The sequence below is a fragment of the Bradyrhizobium cajani genome (assembly GCF_009759665.1).
Lineage (GTDB): Bacteria > Pseudomonadota > Alphaproteobacteria > Rhizobiales > Xanthobacteraceae > Bradyrhizobium > Bradyrhizobium cajani.
Genome location: NZ_WQNE01000016.1, coordinates 14,731 through 40,953, shown reverse-complemented (window position 1 = coordinate 40,953; position 26,223 = coordinate 14,731). Strand labels below are relative to the sequence as shown.

20 protein-coding genes and 1 pseudogene are annotated in these 26,223 nt (G+C 65.6%); 18 read left to right on the top strand and 3 right to left on the bottom strand.

The genetic code is table 11. The annotated features are described in order from the left end of the window. Nucleotides 1-45 precede the first annotated feature (45 nt). The 16 genes and pseudogenes from GPL20_RS19775 to GPL20_RS38910 all read left to right on the top strand — a co-directional run bounded on the left by GPL20_RS19775 (nt 46) and on the right by GPL20_RS38910 (nt 20,582). Nucleotides 46-1,368, top strand: coding sequence for an ABC transporter substrate-binding protein (locus tag GPL20_RS19775; RefSeq protein WP_157331178.1), 1,323 nt, complete (start codon nt 46-48; stop codon nt 1,366-1,368). A gap of 15 nt (nt 1,369-1,383) precedes the next feature. After that, the gene (locus GPL20_RS19770; RefSeq protein ID WP_212434468.1) at nt 1,384-2,154 is read left to right on the top strand and encodes an ABC transporter ATP-binding protein; all 771 of its coding nucleotides are present in this window, start codon (nt 1,384-1,386) and stop codon (nt 2,152-2,154) included. Further along, on the top strand, nt 2,154-2,858 hold the full coding sequence (locus GPL20_RS19765) for an ABC transporter ATP-binding protein (protein ID WP_157331177.1): 705 nt from the start codon (nt 2,154-2,156) through the stop codon (nt 2,856-2,858). Before GPL20_RS19770 ends, GPL20_RS19765 begins: the two co-directional genes overlap by 1 nt. A 13-nt stretch (nt 2,859-2,871) precedes the next feature. After that, nucleotides 2,872-3,753, top strand: coding sequence for a branched-chain amino acid ABC transporter permease (locus GPL20_RS19760; protein ID WP_157331176.1), 882 nt, complete (start codon nt 2,872-2,874; stop codon nt 3,751-3,753). Next, nucleotides 3,750-4,770: pseudogene (locus tag GPL20_RS19755) on the top strand (branched-chain amino acid ABC transporter permease). Before GPL20_RS19760 ends, GPL20_RS19755 begins: the two are co-directional and overlap by 4 nt. Beyond that, nucleotides 4,730-5,659: a polyphosphate kinase 2 family protein gene (locus GPL20_RS19750; RefSeq protein ID WP_157331175.1), complete on the top strand. Its 930-nt coding sequence runs from the start codon at nt 4,730-4,732 to the stop codon at nt 5,657-5,659. The pseudogene GPL20_RS19755 and the gene GPL20_RS19750 overlap by 41 nt, the downstream one beginning before the upstream one ends. Then, nucleotides 5,656-6,693, top strand: coding sequence for a patatin-like phospholipase family protein (locus GPL20_RS19745; protein ID WP_254126046.1), 1,038 nt, complete (start codon nt 5,656-5,658; stop codon nt 6,691-6,693). Before GPL20_RS19750 ends, GPL20_RS19745 begins: the two co-directional genes overlap by 4 nt. A gap of 855 nt (nt 6,694-7,548) precedes the next feature. After that, nucleotides 7,549-9,876: a mechanosensitive ion channel domain-containing protein gene (locus GPL20_RS19740; RefSeq protein WP_254126044.1), complete on the top strand. Its 2,328-nt coding sequence runs from the start codon at nt 7,549-7,551 to the stop codon at nt 9,874-9,876. A 624-nt stretch (nt 9,877-10,500) separates the two neighbouring features. Continuing rightward, on the top strand, nt 10,501-12,153 hold the full coding sequence (locus tag GPL20_RS19735; protein WP_309143238.1) for an NAD-dependent malic enzyme: 1,653 nt from the start codon (nt 10,501-10,503) through the stop codon (nt 12,151-12,153). A 318-nt stretch (nt 12,154-12,471) separates the two neighbouring features. Next, nucleotides 12,472-12,864, top strand: coding sequence for a BlaI/MecI/CopY family transcriptional regulator (locus GPL20_RS19730; protein WP_157331174.1), 393 nt, complete (start codon nt 12,472-12,474; stop codon nt 12,862-12,864). Then, nucleotides 12,861-15,380, top strand: coding sequence for a M56 family metallopeptidase (locus GPL20_RS19725; protein ID WP_157331173.1), 2,520 nt, complete (start codon nt 12,861-12,863; stop codon nt 15,378-15,380). The genes GPL20_RS19730 and GPL20_RS19725 overlap by 4 nt, the downstream gene beginning before the upstream one ends. A gap of 171 nt (nt 15,381-15,551) precedes the next feature. Beyond that, nucleotides 15,552-17,033, top strand: a complete 1,482-nt coding sequence (locus tag GPL20_RS19720; protein WP_157331172.1) for a DUF1800 domain-containing protein — start codon at nt 15,552-15,554, stop codon at nt 17,031-17,033. Between the two features lie 2 nt (nt 17,034-17,035). Continuing rightward, nucleotides 17,036-18,286: a DUF1501 domain-containing protein gene (locus GPL20_RS19715; protein ID WP_157331171.1), complete on the top strand. Its 1,251-nt coding sequence runs from the start codon at nt 17,036-17,038 to the stop codon at nt 18,284-18,286. 338 nt (nt 18,287-18,624) lie between these two features. After that, on the top strand, nt 18,625-19,617 hold the full coding sequence (locus GPL20_RS19710; RefSeq protein WP_246250747.1) for a serine hydrolase domain-containing protein: 993 nt from the start codon (nt 18,625-18,627) through the stop codon (nt 19,615-19,617). A 170-nt stretch (nt 19,618-19,787) separates the two neighbouring features. After that, nucleotides 19,788-20,324 (top strand): septal ring lytic transglycosylase RlpA family protein, encoded by a 537-nt coding sequence (locus tag GPL20_RS19705; protein WP_157331169.1) that lies wholly within the window; start codon nt 19,788-19,790, stop codon nt 20,322-20,324. Nucleotides 20,325-20,426: 102 nt separating this feature from the next. After that, a complete protein-coding gene (locus GPL20_RS38910) occupies nt 20,427-20,582 on the top strand; it encodes a hypothetical protein (protein WP_164934324.1) in 156 nt (51 codons plus the stop codon). 66 nt (nt 20,583-20,648) lie between these two features. Here GPL20_RS38910 and GPL20_RS19700 read toward each other — a convergent pair whose 3' ends face one another. From GPL20_RS19700 to GPL20_RS19690, 3 genes are all read right to left on the bottom strand, one after another. Continuing rightward, complete coding sequence (locus GPL20_RS19700; protein WP_157331168.1) at nt 20,649-20,954, bottom strand: hypothetical protein; 306 nt, start codon at nt 20,952-20,954, stop codon at nt 20,649-20,651. Between the two features lie 83 nt (nt 20,955-21,037). Then, nucleotides 21,038-21,310, bottom strand: coding sequence for a hypothetical protein (locus GPL20_RS19695; protein WP_157331167.1), 273 nt, complete (start codon nt 21,308-21,310; stop codon nt 21,038-21,040). Nucleotides 21,311-21,441: 131 nt separating this feature from the next. Then, a complete protein-coding gene (locus tag GPL20_RS19690) occupies nt 21,442-24,132 on the bottom strand; it encodes a flavin-containing monooxygenase (protein WP_157331166.1) in 2,691 nt (896 codons plus the stop codon). Nucleotides 24,133-24,320: 188 nt separating this feature from the next. Here GPL20_RS19690 and GPL20_RS19685 point away from each other — a divergent pair, with 188 nt between their 5' ends. Together GPL20_RS19685 and GPL20_RS19680 are read left to right on the top strand one after the other, a co-directional pair. Beyond that, complete coding sequence (locus GPL20_RS19685; RefSeq protein ID WP_157331165.1) at nt 24,321-24,569, top strand: hypothetical protein; 249 nt, start codon at nt 24,321-24,323, stop codon at nt 24,567-24,569. Between the two features lie 81 nt (nt 24,570-24,650). Further along, on the top strand, nt 24,651-26,111 hold the full coding sequence (locus GPL20_RS19680; RefSeq protein WP_157331164.1) for a carboxylesterase/lipase family protein: 1,461 nt from the start codon (nt 24,651-24,653) through the stop codon (nt 26,109-26,111). Nucleotides 26,112-26,223 lie beyond the last annotated feature (112 nt).

Genomic DNA, 26,223 nt, shown 5'->3' with positions numbered 1-26,223 from the left:
CAATAGCAACAAGAATGCGATGCACAATCGCCCAGGGAGGTTTTGATGCGCCTGCGCATGGCTGCCCGTTTGGTACGTGGGCTGTTGGTCGCGATTGCCGCGACGGGTTTGGCGGCATCCGCCCAGGCCCAAGATCAAGGCAAAGAGAAGAAGATCAAGATCGGCGTCGTTTTTGATTTGACCGGGCCTCTCGCGGGCGGCGGCTCCGAGCTGAACTATGTCGGCGCAAAGATCATCCTTGACCATTTCGCCAAGTCCGGCGTCGAGGGCTACAAGGTCGAGGCGGTCTACGCCGACGCGCAGAGCAAGCCCGACATTGCCATCAATGAATCCGTTCGCCTGCTCGAGCAGGAGAAGGTCGACATGGTGCTCGGCTTCTTCTCCTCGGCGCAATGCGTACCGGTGGCCGCCCGCGTCGAGCAGCTCAGGAAGTTCATGTGGATGACGACCTGCATCTCGTCGGCGGTGTTCAACGAGAAGGGCTACAAATACGTGTTCCGCCCGCAAGCGAGCGGCGACCAGTTCGGCATGATGACGATGGATTTCATCGCGCAGAATGCCAAGGAGAAGTTCGGCAAGGAGCCGAAGGATCTGCGCGTCGCCATCATCCACGAGGACGGCGCCTATGGCGTCGACGTCTCCAAGGGCAACGAGGCCGGCGCGAAGAAGGCCGGATTCAATGTCGTCCTGAAGGAAGGCTACTCGGCGACCGCGCCCGATCTCTCCGCGCTGGTGACCAAGCTGAAGCGCGCCAAGCCCGACGTGATCTTCCACACCGGCTACAATCCCGACATCACGCTGCTGCTGCGCCAGGCCCGCGAGCAGGGGCTGAAGTTCGGCGCGCTGATGGGGCATGGCGCCGGGTACGGCGTCTATGAGAAGCTGAAGGAGGGCATGGGCCCGGACGCCACCTACATCTTCAACGCCGACCCGATCTCGATCTGGCTCGCCAACCAGAAGACCATGGACCCGAAGCTCTCGCCCGTGATCAAGATGGTCGGCGAGGAGTTCGACAGGATCAGGCCGGGTGTTGCCATCCGCTCGGCCCATGTCGGCATCGGCGCCTCCAACACCTATATCTTCATGGCCGACGTGCTGCCGCGCGCGATCAAGAAATATGGCGGTGTCGATCCCGACGCGCTGCGCAAGGCGGCGCTCGACACCGACATACCCGAAGGCGGCACGATGCTCGGCTTCGGCGTCAAGTTCTATGGCGAGGGCACGCCGATGGCGGGCCAGAACGAGCGCTCGTTCCCAGTCGTGATCCAGTACATCGACGACAAATCCTCCGTGGTGTGGCCCAAGAGCCAGGCGCAGCGCGAGGCGGTGCTGCCGCTGCCGAAGGGCACCACCTACAGCAACCAATAGCGGCGGAGTGCTCCGGTGTTGGAAGTCAGCGGGCTGGTGAAGCGGTTTGGCGGCTTCACGGCCGTGAACAACGTCTCGTTCAGGGTCGATCAGGGCGAGATCCTCGGCCTGATCGGACCCAACGGCTCGGGCAAGAGCACGATCTTCAACATGCTCTCCGGCACGCTGGCGCCGAGCTCCGGCTCGATCCTGTTCGCCGGTCATGAGATCGCGGGCCTCGCGCCGCACCGGATCATCAATAGCGGCATCGGCCGCACCTTCCAGATCCCGCGCCCGTTCCGCCGGCTGACCATCTTCGAGAATGTCGCGCTCGCCGGCTTCTACGGTCAGGGCCGCCACAGTCGAGTCAAGGCCGAGGAGGCGGCGGAGCGCTCGCTCGCCATGGTCGGCCTGCCGACCGATCGCCATGCCAGCGTCGATGGCCTGGGTGCAGCCGGCCTGAAGAAGCTCGAGCTTGCCAAAGCGCTCGCCACCGCGCCAAAACTTCTGCTGGCCGACGAGAGCCTCGGCGGTCTCGACGAGGCCGAGATGGACCAGGCCGCCGACATGCTGCGCAACATCCGCGACGAGCTCGGCATCACCATCATCTGGGTCGAGCACATCATGGGCGTGCTGATGCGCGTCGTCGACCGCGTCATGGTGCTCGATCACGGTGAGAAGATCTCGGAAGGCCTGCCGAGCGCGGTAGCCGGCGATCCGCGCGTGATCGAGGTCTATCTCGGCACCGATGCCGAGACCACGCAGGCCGCGGCCGCCGAAGCGCGCCGCCGCGCGGGAGGGCAGTGATGCTGGAGCTCCGCGCCGTCAATGCCGGCTACGGCACGTTCCAGGCGCTGTTCGACGTCGATCTCGAGGTCAAGGCCGGCGAGGCCGTCGGCGTCATCGGCCCGAACGGCGCCGGCAAGACCACGCTGATGCGTGTCATCTCCGGCCTGATACGGCCCTCGCGCGGCTCGATCGCCATGGAAGGCGTCGACCTCAAGGCGACGCCGCCGCACAAGATCGTCAGCCTCGGCATCGCCCATGTGCCGGAGAACCGGCGGCTGTTTCCGCAGCTCACGGTCGACGACAATCTCAAGATGGGCGCCTTCATGAAGGAGGCGCGCGGCCACTATGCCGAGCGGCTCGATGTCGTGTTCGACCTGTTTCCGCGCCTGAAGGAGCGCCGGCACCAGATGGCCGGCACCATGTCCGGCGGCGAGCAGCAGATGTGCGCGATCGGCCGCGCGATGATGTCGAATCCGAAACTGCTGCTGCTCGACGAACCCTCGGCGGGGCTGGCGCCGGTCGTGGTGCAGCAGGTGTTCGAGCTGGTGAAGCGGATCCGCGCCAGCGGCCTGACGGTGCTGATCGTCGAGCAGAACGTGCAGCAGGTGCTGAAAGTGGTCGATCGCGCTTATCTGATCGAGGCGGGCACGATCAGGGCGTCGGGCACCTCGGCCGAGATGCTGGCGAGCGACACGGTCAAGGAAGCATATCTCGGGGTGTGAGGTTCGTGCAGGCATGCAAGCATTTTTCGACGTATTCGACATCTACCTGCTGGAGGCCGTGATCAACGGCATCCTGCTCGGCGGCGTGCTGGCGCTGCTCGCGCTCGGCCTCAACCTGATCTTCGGCGTCATCGACGTGACCTGGATCTGCTACGCCGAGTTGGTGATGATCGGCATGTACGCCATGTACTTCATGGTGCAGTTTTACGGCGTCAGCTATTTCGTTGCCGCGCCGCTCACCATCCTGCTGGTTGCGGTGCTCGGTGCGGCGCTGCACTACCTCGTGATCGCGCCGCTGCTGACCGCGCCGCCGATCAACCAGCTGCTCGCGACCGGTGGCGTGCTGTTCGTGCTCCAGAGCTTTGCCACCGTCGCCTTCGGCATCGACTTCCGCAATCTCGGCATCCGCCTGCCGGTGCTTGCCTTCGGTGACATGAACTTCAGCTATGCACGGCTGCTGTCTTTCGTCGCGGCGCTGGTGGGCATGGTCGCGGTCTATCTGTTCATGACACGGACCTTCACCGGAACCGCGATCCGCGCCATCTCGCAGGACCGGCAGATCATGGCGCTGATGGGCGTCGACGCCAGGCGGATCTATCTCATCACCTCCGCGCTCGGTGGCGCGCTCGCCGGCCTCGCCGCCTGCCTCCTGGTGCTGCAATACGACGTGCACCCCTTCGTCGGCCTCTCCTTCGGGCCGATCACCTTCCTGATCTGCGTGCTCGGGGGCCTGGGCAATTTCATCGGCGGCTTCATCGCCGCCTTCGTGTTCGCCGAGATCATCTCGCTCGGCGGCCTGTTCTCCGACCTCGAATGGGGCTACGTGCTCGCCTTCGCCTTCTTCATCGTCATGATGTTCATCCGGCCCGCGGGCCTCCTGGCGAGGCGGCGATGATGGGGCAGGGGCGGCTTGCAGCCTGGGGGATAGGGCTGGCGGCGCTGGTCGCGCTGCCCTTCGTCTATCGCGATCCCTATCACCTGCACATCCTGGTGCTGATCCTGATCTGGTCGTTCGCCTATACGTCCTGGTCGATGATGGGGCGCTTCGGCCTGGTCTCGCTCGGACACGGCGGCTTCATGGGGATCGGCGCCTATGTCACCGCACTGCTCTGGAATCATCTCGGCCTGACGCCGTGGATCGGCATTCCCATCAGCATGGTTGCCGCCGGCGCGCTGGCGCTGATCGTCGGCTATCCCTGCTTCCGCTTCCGCATCACCGGGCATTATTTCGTGCTGGTGACGCTGGCGCTGTCCGGCATCGTGCTCCAGGTCATCACGGCGACGCGCGACTATACCGGCGGCTCGCTCGGCTATACGCCGAACCGGGCGGCGACGAACAGGCTGCTGGCCCTGCAGTTCGACGACAAGACAACCTGGTACCTGATCGCGCTCGCGGTCTGGCTTGCCGGCCTCGTGGTCTGGCACCTGGTCGACCGCAGCATGGCCCGCTATGCGCTGGAGGCGATCTCGGAAGACGAGGACGCTGCGGCCGCCGCCGGCGTCAACGTCACCGCGGAGAAATTGAAGATCACGCTGCTCAGCGCCCTGATGACGGCGCTGGCCGGCGCGATCTACTGCCAGTACCAGATGTTCATCACGCCCGACACCATCAGCGGCATTGCGGTGTCGCTCCAGATGGTGTTCGCCGCCATCGTCGGCGGCCTGTTCGTCTCGCTCGGCCCGACGGTCGGTGCCATCATCACCATCCTGCTTGCGGAGACCCTGCGCATCGGCTTCGGCACCAAGGCGGTCGGCTGGGACAACCTCGTTTATGGCGTGCTGCTCGTCCTCTTCATCATATTCCTTCCCAAGGGCATCCTTGGTAGCGTGCTCGACCGGCTGAAGCCGCAACGCAAGGTGTCCCCGAACTCATGAGCAAGAAGCCGTCCAAATCGATCGCCCAGGAACTTGACCGCTACATTACGCCGTTCCGCTACGACGGATCGGGGAAGTTTCACCTCAAGGACTACAAGACCGACGAGAAGGGCGATCTCGACAAGGAGCAGGCGCAGGAGATCCTCGATGCCAACAAGAAGCGGCTGATCGGGTTTCAGGAGAAGCTTTACGCCCAGGACCGCTGGTCGCTCCTCATCGTGTTCCAGGCCATGGATGCCGGCGGCAAGGACAGTGCGATCAAGGCGATCTTCGAGGGCATCAACCCGCAGGGCTGCGAGGTCCATGCCTTCAAGGCGCCGAGCAACAAGGAGCTCGACCACGACTTCCTCTGGCGCCATGTGCTGGCGCTGCCGGAGCGCGGCCATATCGGCATCTTCAACCGCTCCCACTACGAGGAATGCCTGGTGGCGCGCGTGCATCCGGAAATCCTCGCCAAGGAGAAGCTGCCGCCGAGGCTCGTGACCAAGAACATCTGGAAGGAGCGGTTCGAGGACATCTCCGCCTTCGAGCGCTATCTCTGCCGCAGCGGCACCGTGGTGCTGAAATTCTTTCTCAACCTCTCCAGGGAGGAGCAGCGCCAGCGCTTCCTCGACCGGCTGGAACAGCCGGCCAAGCAGTGGAAGTTCTCCATGGACGACATCAAGGAGCGCGCGCTGTGGCCGCGCTACCAGGCGGTCTATCAGGACATCGTGCGGCACACGTCGACGCCACATGCGCCATGGTACGTCGTGCCCGCCGACCACAAATGGTTCGCGCGCGTGGTGATCGGCTCCGTGATCAATGCTGCGCTGGAAAAGCTGGACCTGCGCTTTCCGCGCGCCGACAAGGCCTCGCTGGAGGAATTCGAGCAGGTGCGCAAGGCGCTGGAGAAAGAGGGGAAGGGAGGCAGGAAGCGAGCCAAGTGACAGTCAGCGAGACCGCGAACCGAAAGAACGTCAACTTCGCGCTCCAGGGCGGCGGCGCGCACGGCGCCTTCGTCTGGGGCGTGCTCGACCAGGTGCTCGAGGATGGCAGGCTCGCGATCGAGGCGATCAGCGCCACCAGCGCCGGCGCGATGAATGCGGTGGTGATGGCCTCAGGGATGGCGAACGGAGGCGCGGAGGCCGCGCGGCAGAACCTGCACGCGTTCTGGCAGGAAGTGTCGCGCATGGACATGGCGTACGACCTGTTCTCGCCGCTCAACCAGTGGATCCAGGCCCTGAAGCTGCCGCCGGAATATCATCCGGTCCACGCCTTCATCCACACGCTGACGCACACGCTGCCGCCGAACCTGCTCAATCCGTTCCAGTTCAATCCGCTCCGGTCGCTGCTGCAGCGCGTGGTCGATTTCGACCGGCTCAATTCCTCGCCGGAGGCGCCGCAGCTGTTCCTCAACGCCACCAATGTCCGCACCGGCAAGATCAAGGTGTTCCAAAGCCCGCTTCTCACCGCGGACACGGTGCTCGCCTCGGCCTGCCTGCCACCCTATTTCCAGGCCGTCGAGATCGACGGCGAGCATTATTGGGACGGCGGCTATCTCGGCAATCCCGCGATCTATCCGCTGATCTACCGCAAGGGCAGCCACGACGTCATCATCGTGCAGGTCACGGCGATCCGGCGCGACGAGCTGCCGGCCAGTGCAGCCGACGTCCTCCACCGCATCAACGAGATCAGCTTCAATTCGTCCTTGATGCGCGAGATGCGCGCGATCGCCTTCGCCACGCGGCTGATCGACAATGGCGAGCTCGACAGCGACCGGCACAGCCGCATGTACATGCACTGGATCGGCAACGACCAGCTGATGTCGCAGCTCGGCACGGCCACGCAATTCCATCCCGAATGGAGCCTCTTGCGCCGCCTGCGCGATGAAGGCCGCGCGGCGGCGCGAACCTGGCTGGCGATAAACTTTGACCGGATCGGAAACGCCTCGACCGTCGATCTGACGGACATGTTTCTCTAGGCGCCCGGGCCCGTGCGCGCATGGTCACGAACAAGAACTGCGAATACAACCCCATGCACAGTAGCCGAGGGCAGCTGAATCAATGGCTTGACAGCTAATGCAAATGATTTGCGGATTTTACGAAACCGTTTGACACGTCGGGCAAAACAGGGGCACGATATCACCATCGCACCATCGGCCCTCGATAATCCCGAACGCGCGCAGAAGCATCGGCAATTGACGAAGGCGTGCATGGCGGCGTGCGGAACCGGCGCGCTCAAATGTGATCCTTCAGACCATTGATCCCGCTTGACAGTTTTGTGTCGCAGGAGGAGCATCTTCAAGGTCGCGAAAACGCGACGCGCAACGTCCACCTCATGAGCAAGGGGAGGTCTATGACGCCACCTCCGCAAATCCAGCCGCGTTAAGTGCGATGGAGCTCGTTCGGACTATCGCATAGCGGCGGAAACCGCGAACGGCACGCCGGGTCAAGGTTTAGTGGGCTGCATCAGTGAGGCAAAGCCCCTACCTGCCCGGCGCTGTATTTTATGAAGCGCCGCGCTGGATGGCCGAGATGAGGTCGCCCCACCGGCCGTTCTTGAAATCCTGCTTCTTCTCTCCTCTTCCTCCTCGCCGTCATTCCGGGCCAAATCCCGGAATGACGGGAGAGGTTTTTGCTTGCGCCGTATCCCGATTAGCGCGCGGCCGCACTGATGCAGCGGTTCCCGATCCTGCGCTGCGGCAAATGCCAAGAGAATGTCGCCGGGTTGGCAAACTTCCGACACAGGTTCGGGGCGAATAACTCCATCCGACATGACGCATGCGCTTCGGCGACCAAGACGCCGACGGCGCATCTATTTTTTTCAGGGAATCCGCGTGTCGCATAGGCTCATCCCGCTTTTCGTCACCTTCTTCCTCGCAATCTCCTCTCTCGCCGGCGTCCGCGCCGCGCCGCCTGCGCCCGCCGGCAACGCTGCGACCACGCTCTCGCCCGATGAAGCCAGGCGCGCGCTGGAGACGCTCCAGGACGACCAGAAGCGCGCGCAGATGATCGACACCTTGCGCGCGATCGCCCAGGCGTCCGGTCAGCGGCAGCCTGCGCCCGAGCAGAAGTCGCCAATCCCTCTCTCGGCCGACGGCCTCGGCGCGCAGCTCCTGCTCACGGTGTCGGAACAGATCGGCGAGATCTCGAGCGAGATCACCAGCATGGCGCGGACGCTCACGCATTTTCCGGCGTTCTACTACTGGATCATGCGGACAGCCAACGATCCTGCGGCCTACAATCTGCTGATCGAGATCGCCTGGAAGCTCGCGCTGGTGCTCGGCTGCGCCCTATCGGCCGAATGGGTGATCTTCCGTCTGATCCGGCGTCCGGTCGCGTTCCTGGAAGGACGCGTGCCGCAGGCCGCGCGCCTGCCGGCGCAGGTGCTGCCCATTGCCGACCCGCCGTCATCCGTTACCGATGTCACGCCCGAGCCGGAGTTGCACAAGCGCCGCCATAGCCTAGCGCGGATCTGGCAGGTCATGCTGCGGCTGCCCTTCGTGCTGGGGCGCTTCGTGCTCGAACTGCTTCCCGTGTTCGTCTTTGTGGGCGTCGCCACGGCGCTGCTCGGAACGCAAATCGGCGAGCCCACCACCGTGCGCCTCGTGATCCTCGCAGTCGTCAACGCCTATGCTTTCTCACGCGGACTCATCTGCCTGGTCCGTGCGCTGGCGGGGCCGTTCGGCCTGTTGCCGGTTCGCGCCGAGACCGCGGCCTATATCGAGATCTGGGCGCGCCGGATCGTCGGCGTCGGCGTCACCGGCATTGCCTTCGCCAACGTGGCGCTGCTGCTCGGGCTGCATCGCGCCGGCTACGCGGCGCTGCTCCGTATGGTGATGCTGGTCGTGCACCTCTTCATCGTCGTCATCATCCTGCAATGCCGCCGGCAGGTCGCCGAGGCCATTCGCGCGCCGGCCGACCGCCAGGGGATCGGCGCCCGCCTGCGCAACCGCATCGCCGGCGGCTGGCATTATCTTGCCATCGCGCTCGACCTCGCGCTGTGGGCGGTGTGGGCGCTGAACATCCGCAACGGCTATTCGCTGCTGCTGCAATATTTCGTTGGCACCATCGCGGTGGCGCTGATCACGCGCGTCGTCATCATGCTGACGCTGGGCCTGATCGACCGCGGCTTTCGCATCAAGCCGGAGATCCTTCAGCGCTTTCCGGGCCTGGAGACCCGTGCCAACCGCTATCTGCCGCTGCTGCGCAAGATCGTATCCGGCGTCATCGCCTTCATCGGCTTCGTCGCCGTGCTGGAGGTCTGGGGCGTGGATGCTATCGTCTGGTTCTATGGCGGCCAGATCGGCAGCCGGCTGATCTCGGCCGTCGTGACGATCGGCCTCGCCGTGTTCATCGCGGCGGCGATCTGGGAAGCCAGCAACGCGCTGCTGGATCGTCAGATCAATGCACTGTCGCGGGACGGGCACTATGCCCGCGCCGCGCGCTTGCGCACCTTCCAGCCGATGCTGCGCACGGCGCTGCTCTGCCTGATCGCCACCGTCGTCGGCCTCACGACGCTCAGCGAGATCGGCGTCAATGTCGCCCCGCTGCTCGCAGGCGCCGGCATCGTCGGCATCGCCATCGGCTTCGGCTCGCAGAAGCTGGTGCAGGATCTCATCACCGGCCTGTTTCTGCTGCTGGAGAACACCGTCCAGGTCGGCGACACCGTCAGCGTGTCGGGGCTGACGGGCGTGGTCGAGAACGTCTCGATCCGCACCATCCGCCTGCGCGCCGGCGATGGCGCCGTGCACATCGTGCCGTTCAGCGCGGTGACGACCATCACCAATGCGAGCCGCGGCGCCGGCAACGCTTCGGTCAGCGTCAACGTCGCCTACAAGGAGGACACCGACCGCGCCGGCCAGATCCTCAAGGACATTGTCGACGAGATGCGGCGCGAGCCGGACTTCCGCCCGCTGATCCGCGGCGACCTCGAGCTCTGGGGCATCGACAAGGTCGATGGCGCGATGGTGTCGATCGTCGGCCAGATCCGCTGCACCGAGGCCGGCCGCTGGCCGGTGCAGCGCGAGTTCAACCGCCGCATGAAGCTGCGCTTCCAGCAGAACGGGATCGAGATCGCATCCGCGACGCAAACGATCCTGATGCATGTCGCGCCGCCGGCCGACAACGCCGCCAACCTGACGCCGCGTCGGGCGGCCGGCTAGCGGCCCGACAATCTTCCGGCTTGCCTCCGCGCGTCAGGCAGCGGCCTCTCTCACCCTAACGCCTCACCCTGAAGATTGTGAGGCTCTCCCCTCGTGCCGCAGGGCAATCGCATATGGGAGCGATTTCGCCTGTGGCCATCCTTCGAGACGCCCGCCGTTGGCGGGCCCTCAGGATGAGGATTGAGTGCGCGGCTGTAGTTTCAACGAGCACCGATGCTTGCTTAGCTTCATCCTGAGGAGACCGCGAAGCGGTCGTCTCGAAGGACGAGGCGCGCGCTCAGGTCGCGCAAAATGCCATATGCGATTGCCCTGCGGAATGAGGGGGCGCGACGAAGTCGCAAGCCCGGAATCCCATCGGGCGCAGAGGCGGCCGTGCAATGGATTCCGGGTTCGCGCTGACGCGCGCCCCGGAATGACGAGAGGAGAGAGAAAGGCCCGCTCTCAATCTGTCGTCATGAGGAGCGCATTGCCGCGTTAACCTTTTGTCACGCGGGCGTCGCTCTCGCATGAAATCTCGCTGCGGTGCGAGATCACAATCGATGCACGAGTCCCAACGTTCTTGATCTCCGCGGAGCGGTGGCCGACAATGCCCGCGGTTCAATAAGAAACTCCTTGGGGGAATTCGTGAATAGACCTGCTCGGGTCGCGGCCCAGTCGACATCGTCCCATCCGCCGCACGGCATGACATTGCTGCGCGATCCCCTGCTCAACAAAGGCACTGCCTTCACCGAAGCGGAGCGAGAGACGCTGGGTCTGCGTGGCCTGCTGCCGCCCTGCGTGCTGACGATGGAGACGCAGGCCCAGCGCGTGCTCACCAATCTGCGCACGCTGCCGACCGATCTCGAGAAATACGTCGCGCTGAATGCACTGCATGACCGCAACGAGGCGCTGTTCTTCCGCGTCGTCGTCGACAACATCGACGAGATCCAGCCGATCATCTATACGCCGACGGTCGGACTCGCCTGCCAGAAATACGGCCTGATCTTCCAGCGGCCGCGCGGCATGTTCATCTCCTCGCGCGATCGCGGCCAGATCGCGGAGATCCTGAAGAACTGGCCCTATCAGGCCAGGCTCATCGTCGTCACCGACGGCGAGCGCATCCTCGGCCTCGGCGATCTCGGCGCCAACGGCATGGGGATTCCGGTCGGCAAGCTCTCGCTCTATTCGGCTTGTGCCGGCGTGCATCCCGAGCTCTGCCTGCCGATCGTGCTCGACGTCGGCACCAACAACGAGGAGCTGCTGGCCGATCCCTATTATCTCGGCCTGCGCGAGCGGCGGCTGACGGGCGAGGCCTATGACAGCTTCGTCGACGAGTTCATGCAGGCCGCGCGAAAGACGTTTCCGGGCGTGCTGATCCAGTTCGAGGATTTCGCCAACCATTCTGCGTTCAAGCTGCTGCACAAATATCGCGACGAGGCCTGCGTCTTCAACGACGACATCCAGGGTACCGCGGCGGTGGCGCTTGCCGGCCTGTTTTCGGCGTTGCGCGTCTCCGGCGGCAAGCTCAGGGATCAGCGCATCCTGTTCCTCGGCGCAGGCGAGGCGGCGACCGGCATCGCCGATCTCGTGGTCTCCGCCATGATGGCGGAGGGGCTTTCCGAAGCCGAAGCGCTCCGGCGCAACTGGCTGGTGGATTCCCGCGGCCTCGTCGTCAGCGGGCGTGAAGGCCTCTCTGGCCACAAGCTCCGCTATGCACATTCCGATCAGGCACCGATCGCCGACTTCCTCACCGCGATCAAGACGCTGAAGCCGACGGCGATCATCGGCGTCGCCGCGGTCGGCGGCGCCTTCACGCCCGACGTGCTCAAGGCGATGGCGGAGCTCAACGAGCAGCCGATCGTGTTCGCGCTCTCCAATCCGACCTCGAAGGCGGAGTGCTCGGCAGAGGATGCCTACCGCTACACCGAGGGCCGTGCGCTGTTCGCCTGCGGCAGTCCCTATGATCCCGTGACGCTCAACGGCCGCACCTTCGTGCCGCGCCAGGGCAACAACTCCTACATCTTCCCCGGCGTCGGCCTCGGTGTCATCGCCAGCCGCTCGCGGCTGGTGACTGACGAGATGTTCATGGCGGCCGCCCATACGCTGGCCGATTGCGTCGGCAAGGAGGACCTCGCGCAGGGCAGCCTCTATCCGGCGCTGCCGCGCATTCGCGAGGTCTCGGTCCGCATCGCCGCGGCCGTCGCGGACGTGGCCCATCAGCGCGGCCTCGCGGACGGACCCGCGCCCAATGACGTGAAGGACCTGGTCCAGTCGCAGATGTACGTGCCGCAGTATTGACGCTTACAATTTAGATCGAACCCGCGAACGCAGCCCCTCACCCCACCCTCTCCCCGTAAGAACGGGGAGAGGGAGTGAGAGAGCTTGCCTTCCTAACCTCTCCCCGCTCTTGGGCGGGTAGAGGTCGGATCGCGTTAGCGATCCGGGTGAGGGGCAAGGCACACTGCGAGCCAGGTCGAAAATCCATCCGACTCGCGAGCGTTGTCCCGGCGGTTAGGTCAGCACGGCGATACCATTTCAGGTGGAATCGCCGTTGCGTGGCGCGGTCCTGTGTGCGACGATCTGTAGCGTTACAAGAAAATGCGAAGGTCAGGTGCCATGGACGATCGTTTGCCCGAACTGGGCGACCTCGAGCGCGAGGTCATGCAATTGGTTTGGGCCCATGGTCCTGTCACGGCCGAGGTCGTGCGTGAGCGGTTGCCGCGGCGGCTGAAGGAATCGACGGTCCGCACGGTGCTGCGCCGGCTGGAAGAAAAGGGCTATGCCAACCACACCGTGGACGGCCGCACCTACGTCTACCAGGCCGCCGAACCGCGCTCGCGTGTCGCGGCCAAGGCGGTGCAGCGCATCGTCGACTGGTTCTGCAACGGCTCGGTCGAGGAAGTCCTCGTCGGCATGGTGGACAATGCGATGCTCGATCAGCAACAGCTGCGCACGCTGGCCGACCAGGTGGCCAGGGCGAAGAAGGCGAGGGGAGTGAAGAAAGAATGATCGCAACTCTGGCGGAGGCGGCGCTGCGCTCCTTTGTGCTGGGAGGCGTCGTCTGGTTCGGTCTCAACCTGTTTCGTGTGCGCAATCCGCACGTCCATATGACGGCGTGGGTCGTCGTGCTGCTGGCATCGCTGGCGATGCCCTTCGTGATGCACTGGCCGACGCTCACGATCACCCGGCTGGCTGTGCCGATGCCCGCGCCGGACGATTTTCTGCCGGCTGACCTCTCGATGCTGGAGATGTCGCAGCCGGCGCTGCCGGTCGCATCGGGCGCGGCGATCGTCGCGCCGGCCAGAGGCGGGTTCTCGATCAATTGGTGGCTGGTGGCCACCATCGTCTATGCCGGCGTCACGGCTTGCCTGCTGTTGCGGCTGATGATCGGCCTCTGCCTGACCTGGCGCATGGCACGGGCGGCGAAGCCGATAGCGGGTGCGCAGATGATCGCTGCCGACGTACGCGTCAGCCGCGACGTCGGTGGTCCCGTCACCTTCGGCTCGACCATTCTGGTGCCGCCGCAATTTGCCGGCTGGGATGCGAAGAAGCGCCTCGCCGTGCTCGCGCATGAGAGCGCGCATGTCGCCAATCGCGATTTCTACGTCCTGCTGCTGGCCTCGATCAATCGCGCGGTGTTCTGGTTCAGCCCGTTCTCGTGGTGGCAGCTCGCGCGTCTTGCCGAGCTCGCCGAGATCATCAGCGACGCCCGCGCGATCGAGGTGATCGACGACCGGCTGTCCTATGCGGAAATCCTGCTCGACGTCGCCACCAGCATGAAGCCGCGGCCGGTCGAGCTTGCGATGGCGCGGGCCTCGACCGTGCGCGCCCGTGTCGAGCGCATCATCGCGGCCGCCGCGATGCCCGTTGCGGTCGGCTGGCGCAAGCGGCTGTGGATCGCGGCCGCGATCGCACCGGTCGTGATCGTGTCCGCAGGGATGATCGCCTATCGCACGCCGGACCTTGCGCCCGTCACCGCCGATCTCGGCGAGGTGCCGGCCCAGCATTACCGTCCCTTCGTCAATTTCTACGCCATGGGCCCGGCCTCGGTGTTCGCCATCTTCCGCGAGGGCGACGAGATCTACGGCCAGCTCACCGGGCAGCGCAAATTGCGTCTGACGGTCGGGAGTGATGGCATCGCATCCTACCCGGCCTCGTCCGGCGAGATCACGTTCCCGGTCGATGCCGAGCGTCGCTCGGCTGAGCTGACCTTGCGCATGAATGGCCGCGACATCCGCGCGGTTCGCGTCGCCGAGATGCCGACGGCGGCGGCCGATTCCGCTGCGCTCGATCAATATGTCGGCTGGTACAGGGTCACGCCGAGCCGTGTGCTCACCGTGCGCCGCGACGGGGATCGTCTCCAGGTGCAGGAAACCGTGCGGGGCCCGGCAGCGCCTCTCGCCGAAGGTGCCGACGTCTTCTCGATCCATGGCGACAACCTCCTGATCTTCCTGCGCGACGAACAGGCCAAGGTCTCACGCGTGCTGGTGCAGAATGCAGTGTTCGGCGCGCGTCTCGCGCCGCGGATCGATGCGGCCACGGCGCAGGCGATCGAGGCCGACTTCGCGCGCCGCGTTGCGGAGGTGCCGGATCGGTTCCGCGAACAGGTCCCCGTCGCCGGCGGCAAGGAGATGATCCTGCGCGGGATCGAGGATCTGCGCCACGGCACGCCGAACTACGATCGGATGAGCGCACCGCTGGCTGCGAAGGTCCACCGTCAGCTCAATGAGACGCAGGCGACGTTCGTGGCGCTCGGCGCCCTCGAGTCGATCTTCTTCCGCGGCGTCGGCCCCGGCGGCTACGACATCTATGGCGCGAAGTTCGAGAACGGCACGGCGGAATTCCGCCTGCTGCTTGAGCCCGACGGCAAGGCCGGCGACGTCATCTTCCGGGCCGACGGCAATGACGAGCTGGGCGGCATCCTGCCTTGCTCGGAAGAGGCGAATGTGCGCGGCCGCGCCGGCACCTCGCCGATCCGGATCATGGTCTACAACGAGCTCGGCGACGACATCCGTATCTTCAATCTCGCTGCCGACGGCAGCCGCAAGAGCCAGAGCGTCGTCAGACCCAACATGACCTGGCTTGCCACGACCACCGTGAACAATGCCTGGGTCATTGCCGACAAGGCGGGGCGATGCCTCGAGGTGCTGATGCCGGGCCGGCAGACGCGCTTCCACAATGTCGAGGCTTCAAACCTCGGCGCAAGGCCGGGCCGCGCCGCCCGCCGTGCCGTTCCGATCGCCAACGGCGAGGAGATGCTGCGCCGTTACATCGAGGGCGTTAGCAAGGGACGGCCGGACTACGGGTATATGACGTCGGAGGTGGCCGACATCACGCGTCAGCAGCTTCCGTTCGACCAGGCGATCCTGGCGCGGCTTGGCGCGCTGCGAGCGGTTTCCTTCCGCGGCGTCACCGCGCTCGACAGCGACATCTATGTCGCCCAGTTCGCCAATGGTTCGGCGGAATGGCGCATCGGCGTCAGGAACGGCACGATCACCAAGATCGCGCTCGGGCCGAACTTCTAGCGACGACATCCCGCTGCCGGTCTGCCAGACCGGCGGCTCCCGATCATGTGACGGCGAGCGTTCAATCTCCGCTTGCGGGCTTCCGTCGCGAATGCTACGGTTTGTAGCATTACGGTTCGTAGCCTCGAACGGCGCGCCGTAGGGCAGGCTTGAAGGAATTGGGCATTCGCCATGAGCAATTCTGCAAAGACCGAAGCCGTGCTGACGCTGCATCGCTTCGGGATGGGGCCGCGACCGGGATCGATCGCCGCCGTCGGGACCGATCCGCGCGGCGCGCTGATCGCGGAGCTCGACCGGCCGCTGGTGTTGAGCGCTGCGGCCAGTCTTCCCACCAGCGCAAAGGCCTATCGCACCGTCGCCGATGCCAACGCGCGGCGAACCGCGCGCGCCAAGCAGGCGCAGCAGCAGGCCAAGAAGCAGCAGATGGCTGCAGCGCCGGCTGCCTCGAGCGACCAGGGTCAGGCTCAGGCGCAGACCGAGGGACAGGCGCAGGGTTACAGCGAGCAGAAGGACGCCGCCGAAATGGCGGCGAAGCAGGCCGCCGACGCCATTCCCGATCCCGGCCGTCCGATCTATTTGCAGGAAGCCAAGCTGCGCACGGAAGCTGCGCTTGCCGCCGACATCGGCTTTGCCGAGCGACTGGTGTGGTTCTGGTCGAACCATTTTTGCGTGTCGGCCAACCGGATCCAGAGCATGTCCGGTGCCTATGAACGCGAAGCCGTTCGTGCCAATGCGCTCGGCCGTTTCGTCGACCTGCTCCAGGCCGTCGAAGGCCATCCGGCGATGCTGTTCTATCTCGACCATCTGGAATCGATGGGCGCCAACTCGACGGCCGGCATCAACCGCAGCCGCGGCCTCAACGAGAACTTTGCGCGCGAGATCATGGAGCTGCATACGCTCGGCGTGCGCACCGGTTATACGCAGGACGACGTCATCAGCTTCGCCAACGTTCTGACCGGCTGGACGCTGGTGCCGCCGGGCGCCGATCCCCAGCACGGCGGCGAGTTCACCTTCAATCCGCGCCTGCACGAGCCCGGCGGCCAGACCGTGCTCGGCAAGCGCTACGAGCAGGACGACGCCGAGCAGGGCCGCGCCGTGCTGCGCGACCTCGCCGCGCATCCGGCGACCGCAACCCATGTCGCGACCAAGCTCGCGCGCCATTTCGTCGCCGACGAGCCGCCGCCGGCCCTCGTCGAGCAGATGGCGAAGACCTTTCGCGACACCGAAGGCGATCTCAAGCAGGTCGCGATCACCATGGTGTCCTCGGACGACGCCTGGCGCGGGCCGCCGTCGAAGCTCAAGCGTCCCGGCGAATGGGTCGTCGGCATGGTGCGCGCGACGGGCATCACTCAGGTCGATCCGGTGCGCTTCACCGGCGGCCAGGAACTGCTTGGCGAAGCGCTGTGGCGTCCGCCGGCGCCAAAGGGCTACCCGGATGACGAGGCCAGCTGGATCGACGGCGTCGGCCGACGGCTCGACGTCGCCAACTATTTCGCCGAGCGCATCACCGGCATGGCCGATCCGCAAGTCATCATCGAGGATGTCTTCGCATCGCAGGTCGCGCCCGAGGTGAAGCAGGCGGTCGGCCGCGCCGAGAGCCGGCAGCAGGCGCTCGCGCTTCTGTTCATGTCGGCGGATTTTCAGAGGAGGTGAGCATGGGCTTCGTCGATCACCTGCCCACACGGCGCGAGCTTCTGGTCGGCTCTGGCGCGCTGTTCGCATGGAGCCAGATGCCGCGGATCGCGCGCGCCGAAGGACGCGATCCGCGCCTGCTCGCCATCGTTCTGCGCGGCGCGCTCGATGGGCTGGGTGCGGTCGCGCCGGTCGGCGATCCCGACTGGATCTCCCTGCGCGGCGATCGCGCGCTGGTGCTGGACGGCAAGCCGCCGGCGCTGCCGCTCGATTCCTTCTTCGCGCTCAATCCGGCGATGCCGAACCTGCACCGGCTCTACAGGACCGGCAAGGCCGCGATCGTCCACGCCGTCGCGACGCCCTATCGCGATCGCTCGCATTTCGACGGCCAGGACGTGCTCGAAAGCGGCATGTCCAAGCCCGGCGTGACCGCCTCGGGATGGCTCAACCGCGCGCTGCTCGCGCTGGAGTCGGGTGGCCGCGTCGATCCACGTGGCAGCCGCGCGCTCGGCATCGGCTCGGTGACGCCGCTGGTGGTGCGGGGCGCCGCGCCTGTGATGACATGGGTGCCGCGGAAGCTGCTGCCGGCGAGCGAGGACACGCAGAACCGTCTGCTCGATCTCTACCAGCACACCGATCCGAAGCTTGCAACCGTGCTCCAGGCGCGCATGAAACTCGCCTCGCTCGACGGCGCGATGGGCACGGGCGATCCGATGTCGGACGATCCGACGCTGGCGCCACCGGGCATCGCGCGCGTGCGCGCCTACTTTGCCGAGGCGGCCGGCACCGCGGCGCGCTATCTCGCCAAGGCCGACGGCCCGCGTGTCGGCGCCATGGGCTTCGTCGGCTGGGACACGCACATTGCCGAAGGCGCGGCCTCGGGGCAGCTCTACAATCTGCTCGGCGCGCTCGACGGCGCCTTCGCGGCGATCGAGAGCAACATGGGCGAGGCATGGCGCGAGACGGTCGTCGCCGTCGTCACCGAGTTCGGGCGCACCGCGCGCATCAACGGCACGCAAGGCACGGACCACGGCACCGGCACGGTCGCCTTCCTCATCGGCGGCGCACTCTCGGGCGGCCGCGTGATCGCGGACTGGCCGGGCCTGAAGCCGGCGCAGCTGTTCGAGGATCGCGACCTCAAGCCGACCACGGACTTGCGTTCCGTGCTGAAGGGCCTGCTCAGGGATCACTTACGCGTCGAGGAGGCGGTGCTGGCTGACGCTGTCTTTCCCGGCAGCGCAGACGTCAAGCCCATGGGGGGCCTTGTGGCCTGAAGCGCGATGTGCACGCTGACGCAACGAGAGCTCGATTTTCTCGCCAGCTTGAAGACAAACTGGCGAAGGCTCTATTGGCGTGAATTCGCGCGTATCCTCAAAGAGAATGCGCAAGCCGGACACGGCTGCGCCGAAGCCTGCTCGGCGCCGCAACAGGGGTGACGGAGAGGGTTCTCATGAGGCGGCGCCAATTCATTTCATTTCTCGGCGGAGCCGTACTGGCGCCGCTTTGCGCGAACGCAGCCGACGGCTGCGGTGTTCCGCTCGAGCGGGACGACGGCTGGCCGGTCGGCTCCGTTACTGGCAACGGTCTCGTCAGCCGCGAGGCGCTGTGCGGGATGGTCGACCGGCTCGCCTCGAGCGATGCCAATATTCATGCCGTCCTCGTCGCCCGCGATGGCAAGCTGGCGTTCGAGCGCTACTTCAAGGGAGCCGACGAGATACCCGGCCGCATTTACGGCCGCCGGGTGGAAACCGTCGCCTTCGATGCCGATACGTTGCACGACATGAAATCGGTGTCGAAGAGCGTTGCGTCACTCGCTGTCGGGATCGCGATCGATCGCGGGCTGATACGCAGCGTCGACGAACCGATCTTCAGCTTCTTCCCCGAGCTGGCCGACTTGCGTTCCCCTGAAAAGGACCGCATCCGGCTCGCGCACGTGCTCACCATGTCGATGGGCCTGAAGTGGGTCGAAGCGACGCCCGCAACGGGAGACTACGACAACGACGAGACGCGCATGCATATGGCATGGGATCCGTGCCGTTACGTTCTCGGTCTTCCGGTGACTGCCGCGGCGGGGCAGGAGTTCCTCTATAACACCGGCGCGCTGACGCTCGTGTCGGCCATCATACGCAAGGCGACCGGGCGCCCCCTCGATGAATTTGCGCGCGAGACGTTGTTCGAGCCTCTGGGGATCACCAGCACGGCGTGGGGTCGGTACAGAGGGGATACCGATGCCGGAGCGGGATTGCGCTTGCGACCACGCGACATGGCCAAGATCGGCCAGCTGGTCCTTGCGGGTGGCCGCTGGAACGATCGCCAGGTCGTTTCCAAGGCATGGATCGACGCCTCGACGGCAGAGATGATCAAGGGGACGGACGATCAGTCCTACGGATATCTGTGGTGGCGCGGCCAAGCGCGGCTCAATGGCCGGAAGGTCAACTGGATCGGCGCGCTGGGGCGCGGCGGGCAGTCGATCCGCATCGTCCGGGAGCTCGATCTCGTTGTCGCGGTGACCGCGGGTTACTATCAGGATTACAGCCCGCAAGCGTCTCGATTGCAGTTCAGCGTATTCAGGGACGTGTTGCGCGCGATCCCGCCTCCGGCCTGAGCTGGGGCCGCCGCCCTTGGGAGGCCGCCTCTGTCCTGATTCAGGACAGCCACTGTGGTGGAATCGTCACAGCTGGCGTCAAACAGCCGTGGCCTCAGGCCTGCTTTTGTTCCGACAAGGTTCTGCCCTCATTCCCCGCCGAAACTCCCGGTTGTTCGGAGGGGCGTACCATGTCTCGCTTTGCACGTATCGAAAGTGCCCGGATTTCCCTCGTCACCCCGTGCGGCCGACCGGCCCGGTTGCTGGTTGCCATCATCGGTGCCGCTTCGCTCGCCGCCTGCGCGCAATCGCCGGTCGGCCGTCAGAAGGCCGATCTCGCCGCTACCGGCCGGCAGGCCGCGGTCGAGCGCCCGCACCGGGTGGCGGCGCTGCATCCACGCCCGATCAGGCGGGCGCGCGCGTCCGGTGATACGGCGAGCACCGCGAAAGCAACCTCGCATGGCGTTGCCAGCTTCTATTCGGACACCGAGACCGCAAGCGGCGAGAAGTTCGACAAGAACGAATTGACGGCGGCGCATCCGAGCCTGCCGTTCGGTACGAAGCTGCGCGTGACCGACGTTTCCTCCGGCCGCTTCGTCACCGTCAGGGTCAACGATCGCGGACCCTATGTTCGCGGCCGCGTCGTCGACATCTCGCCGTCTGCGGCCGAGGCGCTCGGCATGGTCGACAAGGGCATCACCAATGTCCGGCTCGACGTCGTGCGATAGGGCGCGATTCATCGGTCGCAGGACGCCGCGCTTAACCGGCTGTTAGCCGCTTCTCGAGCACCATGGCTGCCCAACAATTCGGGGCTTTCGGGGAGACGGCGCTTGAACACGATCCAGTATCTCGAAGATCAGGCCGCGCGCGCCGAGCGGCTGGCCAAACGGATCACGGATACGCTGACGATCGAAAAGCTGCTGACCTTCGCGGGCGAGCGCCGCCGCGAGATCGAGGTCATCGCCGGCAAGCACCGGCGCGCCTAACTCCGTGAACCATGCCCTTGAGGGGTGCCCTCGCTTCCTTGCTTGCGCGCTTGAAACAACGCGCGCTCAGCTATGGCTCGCGACGAAGTCGCTGAGATAGTCGGGCAGCGTCACGCCATCGATGTCGCAGCGCGCCTTTATCTCGCCGGCCACGTCGGTCGAGATGTCCTTCATCCAATGCTCGAGCGTGTTGAACGAAATCACCCTGATCGGGTCATTGTAGCAACCGGCGACGAGTTCGCCGATCATGGCTTCGAGATCGCTCCGCTCGATGCGGATTTCGGTCGCCCTGTCGAGGCGATCGACCACCACGAACAGGGTCTGGTCTGCGCCGTAGGGCACGACCGGAGATGCTACGCCAGCTTCAAACATGTGAGGCGCTCACGTCTTGGCTTCCGATCCCTGACAACGGGAAAAACTGGAAGAAGGTTCCTGCGCGTGATTGTGAAGCGCTGTCAGAGAAATTCTCTCAGCCGCGCAAGCTCGGTGACGTGCTCGGGCGAGAGGATCTCCGTGACGAGTGGCGGCTGCGGCGCCGTGCGAATCTCGTAGAGGTGCCGGGTTGCCGCCGGCTTTTCCATGAAGGCGGAGATGCACGCGTCGAGCGTGCCTTCGCTCACCTGGTAGGAAGCTCTGTCCGGTCTCCGCTGGTTTGCGAGCGATGGCCACTTATGCAGCACCGCGAGCGCACCGAAATCGACCTTTGACTCCGCAACCACGCCACCCATCGCACCGCCTCACGCAAAAAAGACCCCAGCACGCGGATTTGCGTGCCGGGGTCCACAACTATCGCTGCATCTCAATGCCACCAGCATCCAACGCGGCGGCCGGGAAAAAGTTCCCGGCCGCCGCATCGTGATCAGCTCGCGGCCGCCGCGATCTTGTGCCCCGGACTGGTCTGGCCTTGGCCGGTCTCGTCATCGCGGCTGGTCTTCGGAGGAAGCCCGGCGAAGCGCCGCAAGGCCTCCGCCATCTGCACCCGCCCGGGCACGCCGGTGATCACCACGTCCACCATCGCGAAGGACGAGTGGAAATGGCCGTGGGCCTTGAGCTGCTCGACCGGGACACCGGCGGCGGCCATCGCCTCGGCATAGGCGATGCCTTCGTCGCGCAGGGGATCGAACTCGCAGGTGACGACAAAGGCCGGCGGCAGGCCGGCGACCTTGCCGCGCAGCGGCGAAACCCGCGGATCGGTGCGGTCGGCCGGCGAGCAGTAGAGGTCCCAGAACCAGTACATCAGCGAGCGCGTCAGGAAATAGCCGATCGCGTTGTCGTTGTAGGAGGCACGATCGAAGGTGCAGTCGGTGACCGGACAGACCAGGAGCTGGCCGGCGATCTCCGGCCCGCCCCGGTCGCGCGCGAGCTGGCAGGTGACGGCGGCGATGTTGCCGCCGGCGCTCCAGCCGGCGACCAGCACCGGGCCCGGCTTGCCGCCGAGCTCGGCGGCGTGCTCGGCGATCCAGCGCGTCGCGGCATAGCCGTCCTCGGCCGCCGTCGGGAAACGATGCTCCGGCGCGTGGCGATAGCCGACGCTGACGAACATCATGCCGGTCCGCCGCACCATGTCGCGGCAGAACGGTTCGTCCGACTGCTCGTCGCCGAGCACCCATCCGCCGCCGTGGAAATAGACCACGACCGGATGTGGTCCCGGCGTCGCCGGCTTGTAGACGCGGTAGCGCAGTGTGCCGTCGGTAACAGGCAGGGTGCCGTCGACGATGTCGCCGATCGGCCGCCCCGCGGGACGGCCCTTGTTGAACTCGTTCACGAACTCGCGGGCGCCGAGCGCGCCCATCGACTCGATCGGCGGCAGGTTCAGCGACGTGAGCAGGTTCAGCACCAGCCGCACGTCCGGCTGAAGGCGCACCACCTCGCCGTCATTGCACTGCGCGGCGCCATCGGGGCCGGTGAGCCTGAAGCCGAGCATGCCCTGGCTGACGACCTCGTCGCAGATGCTGCGATAGGGGCCGACCCCACCGGTATAGGGCATCAGCGCGTGGACCTTTCCAGGCACGTTGGCGCCCGTGTACCAGGTGTTGGCGAGCCGGTGCAGCGTCAGCATCGAGCAGTCGGCCATGTGCCGGCCCCAGGCAGCCTGCGCCGTCTCGGTCGGCTCGATCGTTGTGAAGCCGGCATCGCGCAATGCGGCAAGACGGTCGACGACCCAGTCGACATGCTGCTCGATCGACACCGCCATGTTCGACAGCACCGACGGGCTGCCGGGGCCGGTGATCATGAAGAAGTTCGGGAAGCCCTCGACCGTGAGGCCGAGATAAGTCTGCGGCCCCTGCGCCCAGACGTCGGTAAGTGACTTGCCGCCGCGCCCGGTGATCGGATGCACGGCACGGATCGCGCCGGTCATAGCGTCGAAACCGGTCGCGAACACGATGACGTCGACATCGACGTTGCGCTTGGCCGTCGTGATGCCGCTTGCGGTGATCGCCTTGATCGGCTCCTGCCGCAGATTGACCAGCGCGACGTTCGGCCGGTTGTAGGTGGCGTAGTAGTTGGTGTCGAGGCAGGGACGTTTTGCGCCAAAGGGATGATCGTGCGGCGTGAGCGCCGCAGCGACCTCGGGATCCTTCACGGCGGCACGGATCTTCTCACGGATCAGGTCCTGGACGATCTTGTTGCCGTCGACGTCGACGGCCTGGTCGGCCCAGAGCTGGGTCAGGATGTGGACGAGGTCGCCGGCCGCCCAAGCGCGTTCGAACCGCTCACGACGCTCGGCATCGCTAAGCTGCCAGCTCACGACGGTCTGCTGCGGGTAGGGCACGCCGGCCATCGACTGGCGCGCCTGCTCGCGATAGGCAGCGCGATCGCCTTGCAGCAGGCTCATGCGGTCCGACGGCGCCGGGCCGTTATGCGCCGGCCGGGCGAAGTTGGGCGTGCGCTGGAACACGGGCAGATGCGCCGCCTGCTCGGCGATCAGCGGGATCGATTGAATCGCCGACGAGCCCGTGCCGATCACCGCGACGCGCTTGCCGGCGAGATCGACGCCGTCATGCGGCCAGCGTCCGGTGAAATAGACCTTGCCCTCGAAATCCTTGACGCCGTCGATCTCCGGCGGCTTGGGCGCCGAAAGGCAGCCGGTAGCCATGATGTAATGGCGGCAGGAGACGGGTGCGCCGTTGTCGGTGATGAGCTGCCAGCGCTCGGTGGCCTCGTCCCATTTGGCTTCGGTGACCTTGGTCCCGAAGCGGATGTCGCGCCTGAGATCGTAGCGGTCGGCGACGAAGCCGAGATAGCGCAGGATTTCCGGCTGGGTCGCGTATTTCTCCGACCAGGTCCAGGCCGCCTCGAGCTCCGGATCGAAGGTGTAGCTGTAGTCGATGGTCTGGATGTCGCAACGCGCGCCGGGATAGCGGTTCCAGTACCAGGTGCCGCCGACATCGCCGGCCTCTTCGAGGGCGATCGCCTTGAAGCCGGCCTTGCGCAGCCGATGCAGGAGATAGAGGCCGGCAAATCCGGCGCCGACCACGGCGACGTCGACCTGCTGGACCGTTCGGCTCGCCGTATTGGAACCAGGTGCGGCGACCATTGCGTCAGGCATGGCATTCCTCCCTTATCTTGTTTTGCCGGCAGGCTATCGCTGCAGGCTCGGCTTGTCATCAGGACAAGTGCAATCTTCGGTAGTCGTTTGCGGCGTGATCGTGGCCGCGCGAAGGTTGCGGCGATACACGCACCGCGATGCACAATCGCCGGGATTGTCCGGGGTAATCAGGCCACATCCTTCTGTGTATGCTTGCGCTTACAAGCCACGCGTACCGACCGGGCGTCATGACAGAGTTGAGTGAACGAACCAAAGCGAACATGGACGTCGTCCTGGAGGAGACGTGCCGGCAATTGCCGCATGGCGGCGATCACGACAGCCGCAGGTTCATCGCCGAGCGCCTGATCGAGGCGGCACAGTCCGGCCATTCCACGCTTGGTGAGCTCGGCATCATCGCGCGCCGTGCGCTGTCGGAGCTCATCGCCAAGAGCGGTTAGGCGCGGCCGCGAGGCTTGCCTCGCCGCCGGTCGCCGACATAACCTCCCGGGATCCATTCCGCGCATCGAGATCTGTCGAAGATGCGGTCCTTGCTTGCGCTTGTTGCGGCTTCAGCAGCCCTGTGTTGCGCCGGCCCGGCCGAGGCGCAGTCGGTCGGGCAGTTTCCATTCGCACTGACGCGTGAAGGACAGATGCTTGGCGCCGTCGAAGGCGAGGTGGCGTCCTTCAAGGGACTGGCCTACGCGGCTGCGCCGGTCGGCCCGCTGCGCTGGCGCCCGCCGCAGGCGACGGTAGAGAACTCGTCGGAGATGCACACGGCCTATGAGTACGGTGCGCCGTGCCTGCAGCCGTCGATGCCAAACGCGCGTGAGGACTGCCTCACGCTGAACGTGTTCCGTCCCTTCGGGGTCGACGGCCCGCTGCCCGTGATGGTGTTCATCCATGGCGGCGCCTTCGTCAGCGGCACCGCGAACGATCCGCTGCTCGACGGCGCGAAGCTCGCGCAGGCCGGCCTCATCGTGGTCACCGTCAATTACCGCCTCGGCGCGCTCGGCTGGCTCGCTCACCCTGCGTTGTCGGATGGCTCCGGAAACTACGGGTTGATGGACCAGCTCGCGGCGCTGCATTGGGTGCACGACAACATCGCAGCGTTCGGCGGCGATCCGCGCAACGTCACCCTGTTCGGCGCCGGCTCGGGCGCGACTTCGATCGCGCTCCTGATGCTGTCGGCGCAATCGCGCGATCTGTTTCAGAAGGCCATCCTGCAATCGGTGCCCGGTCGCGCGCGCCTGCGTTCGGCGCAGGAGGCGGAAGCCGTGGGCGGGCAATTCGTGGCCGCGCTTGGAGAGCGGGCAGATTTGCGCGCAGCCGAGCCGCTGCGTCTGCTTGCCGCCGAACAACATCTGCTGGATCAATCGCCGCGCCGCTTCGCACCGACGATGGATGACGGCCTGGCGACCGAGGACGTTGCCGCAGGCTTTGCATCCGGGCATCAAGGGCGAATTCCCCTGATCATCGGTTCGAACGATGACGAGACGGGCTTCGACAGCGAGCTCGACATCAAGGCTGAGCTTGCATCTTCGGGCGTGACCATCGACGAGTTGCGCAGGCTCTATCCCGACCTCGTCAGGCCGTCGGCTCTCGCCGCGAGGTTCTACACCGACAAGGTCTTCTCCGAGCCGGTGAGGCTGCTGGCGCGCCTGCATGCAGCAACCGGCGCGCCGACCTATCGCTATCGCTTCGCCTATGTGCCCGAAGCGCGGCGCGCAAACCCCGAGGGCGGTCAGGCGCGGGAATTGCAGTTCATCTTCGGCGTGGAGGGCGTGCCCGGTGCAGGCATCTTCTCACGAGGCGACCGCGAGGTCGCCAACCGCATGCGCGCCTACTGGATCAACTTTGCAAAGCGCGGCGATCCCAACGGTCCCGGCCTGCCACGCTGGGACGCCGCGGCAGGCCGCGATCGCCTGCTGCTGATCACGAACGATCGCATGGCGAGCGGCGACGATCCCTGGTCGGAGCGTCTCGACCGGCTTGCGCGCTAAAGCGCGATGAGATTGGGATGAAACGTCATCGCGCTTTAGGTTGTTGTTTTGAGCATGATCTTTTCGGAAAACCGCTTCACACTTTTCCGGATCATGCTCTAGAGCTGGATGA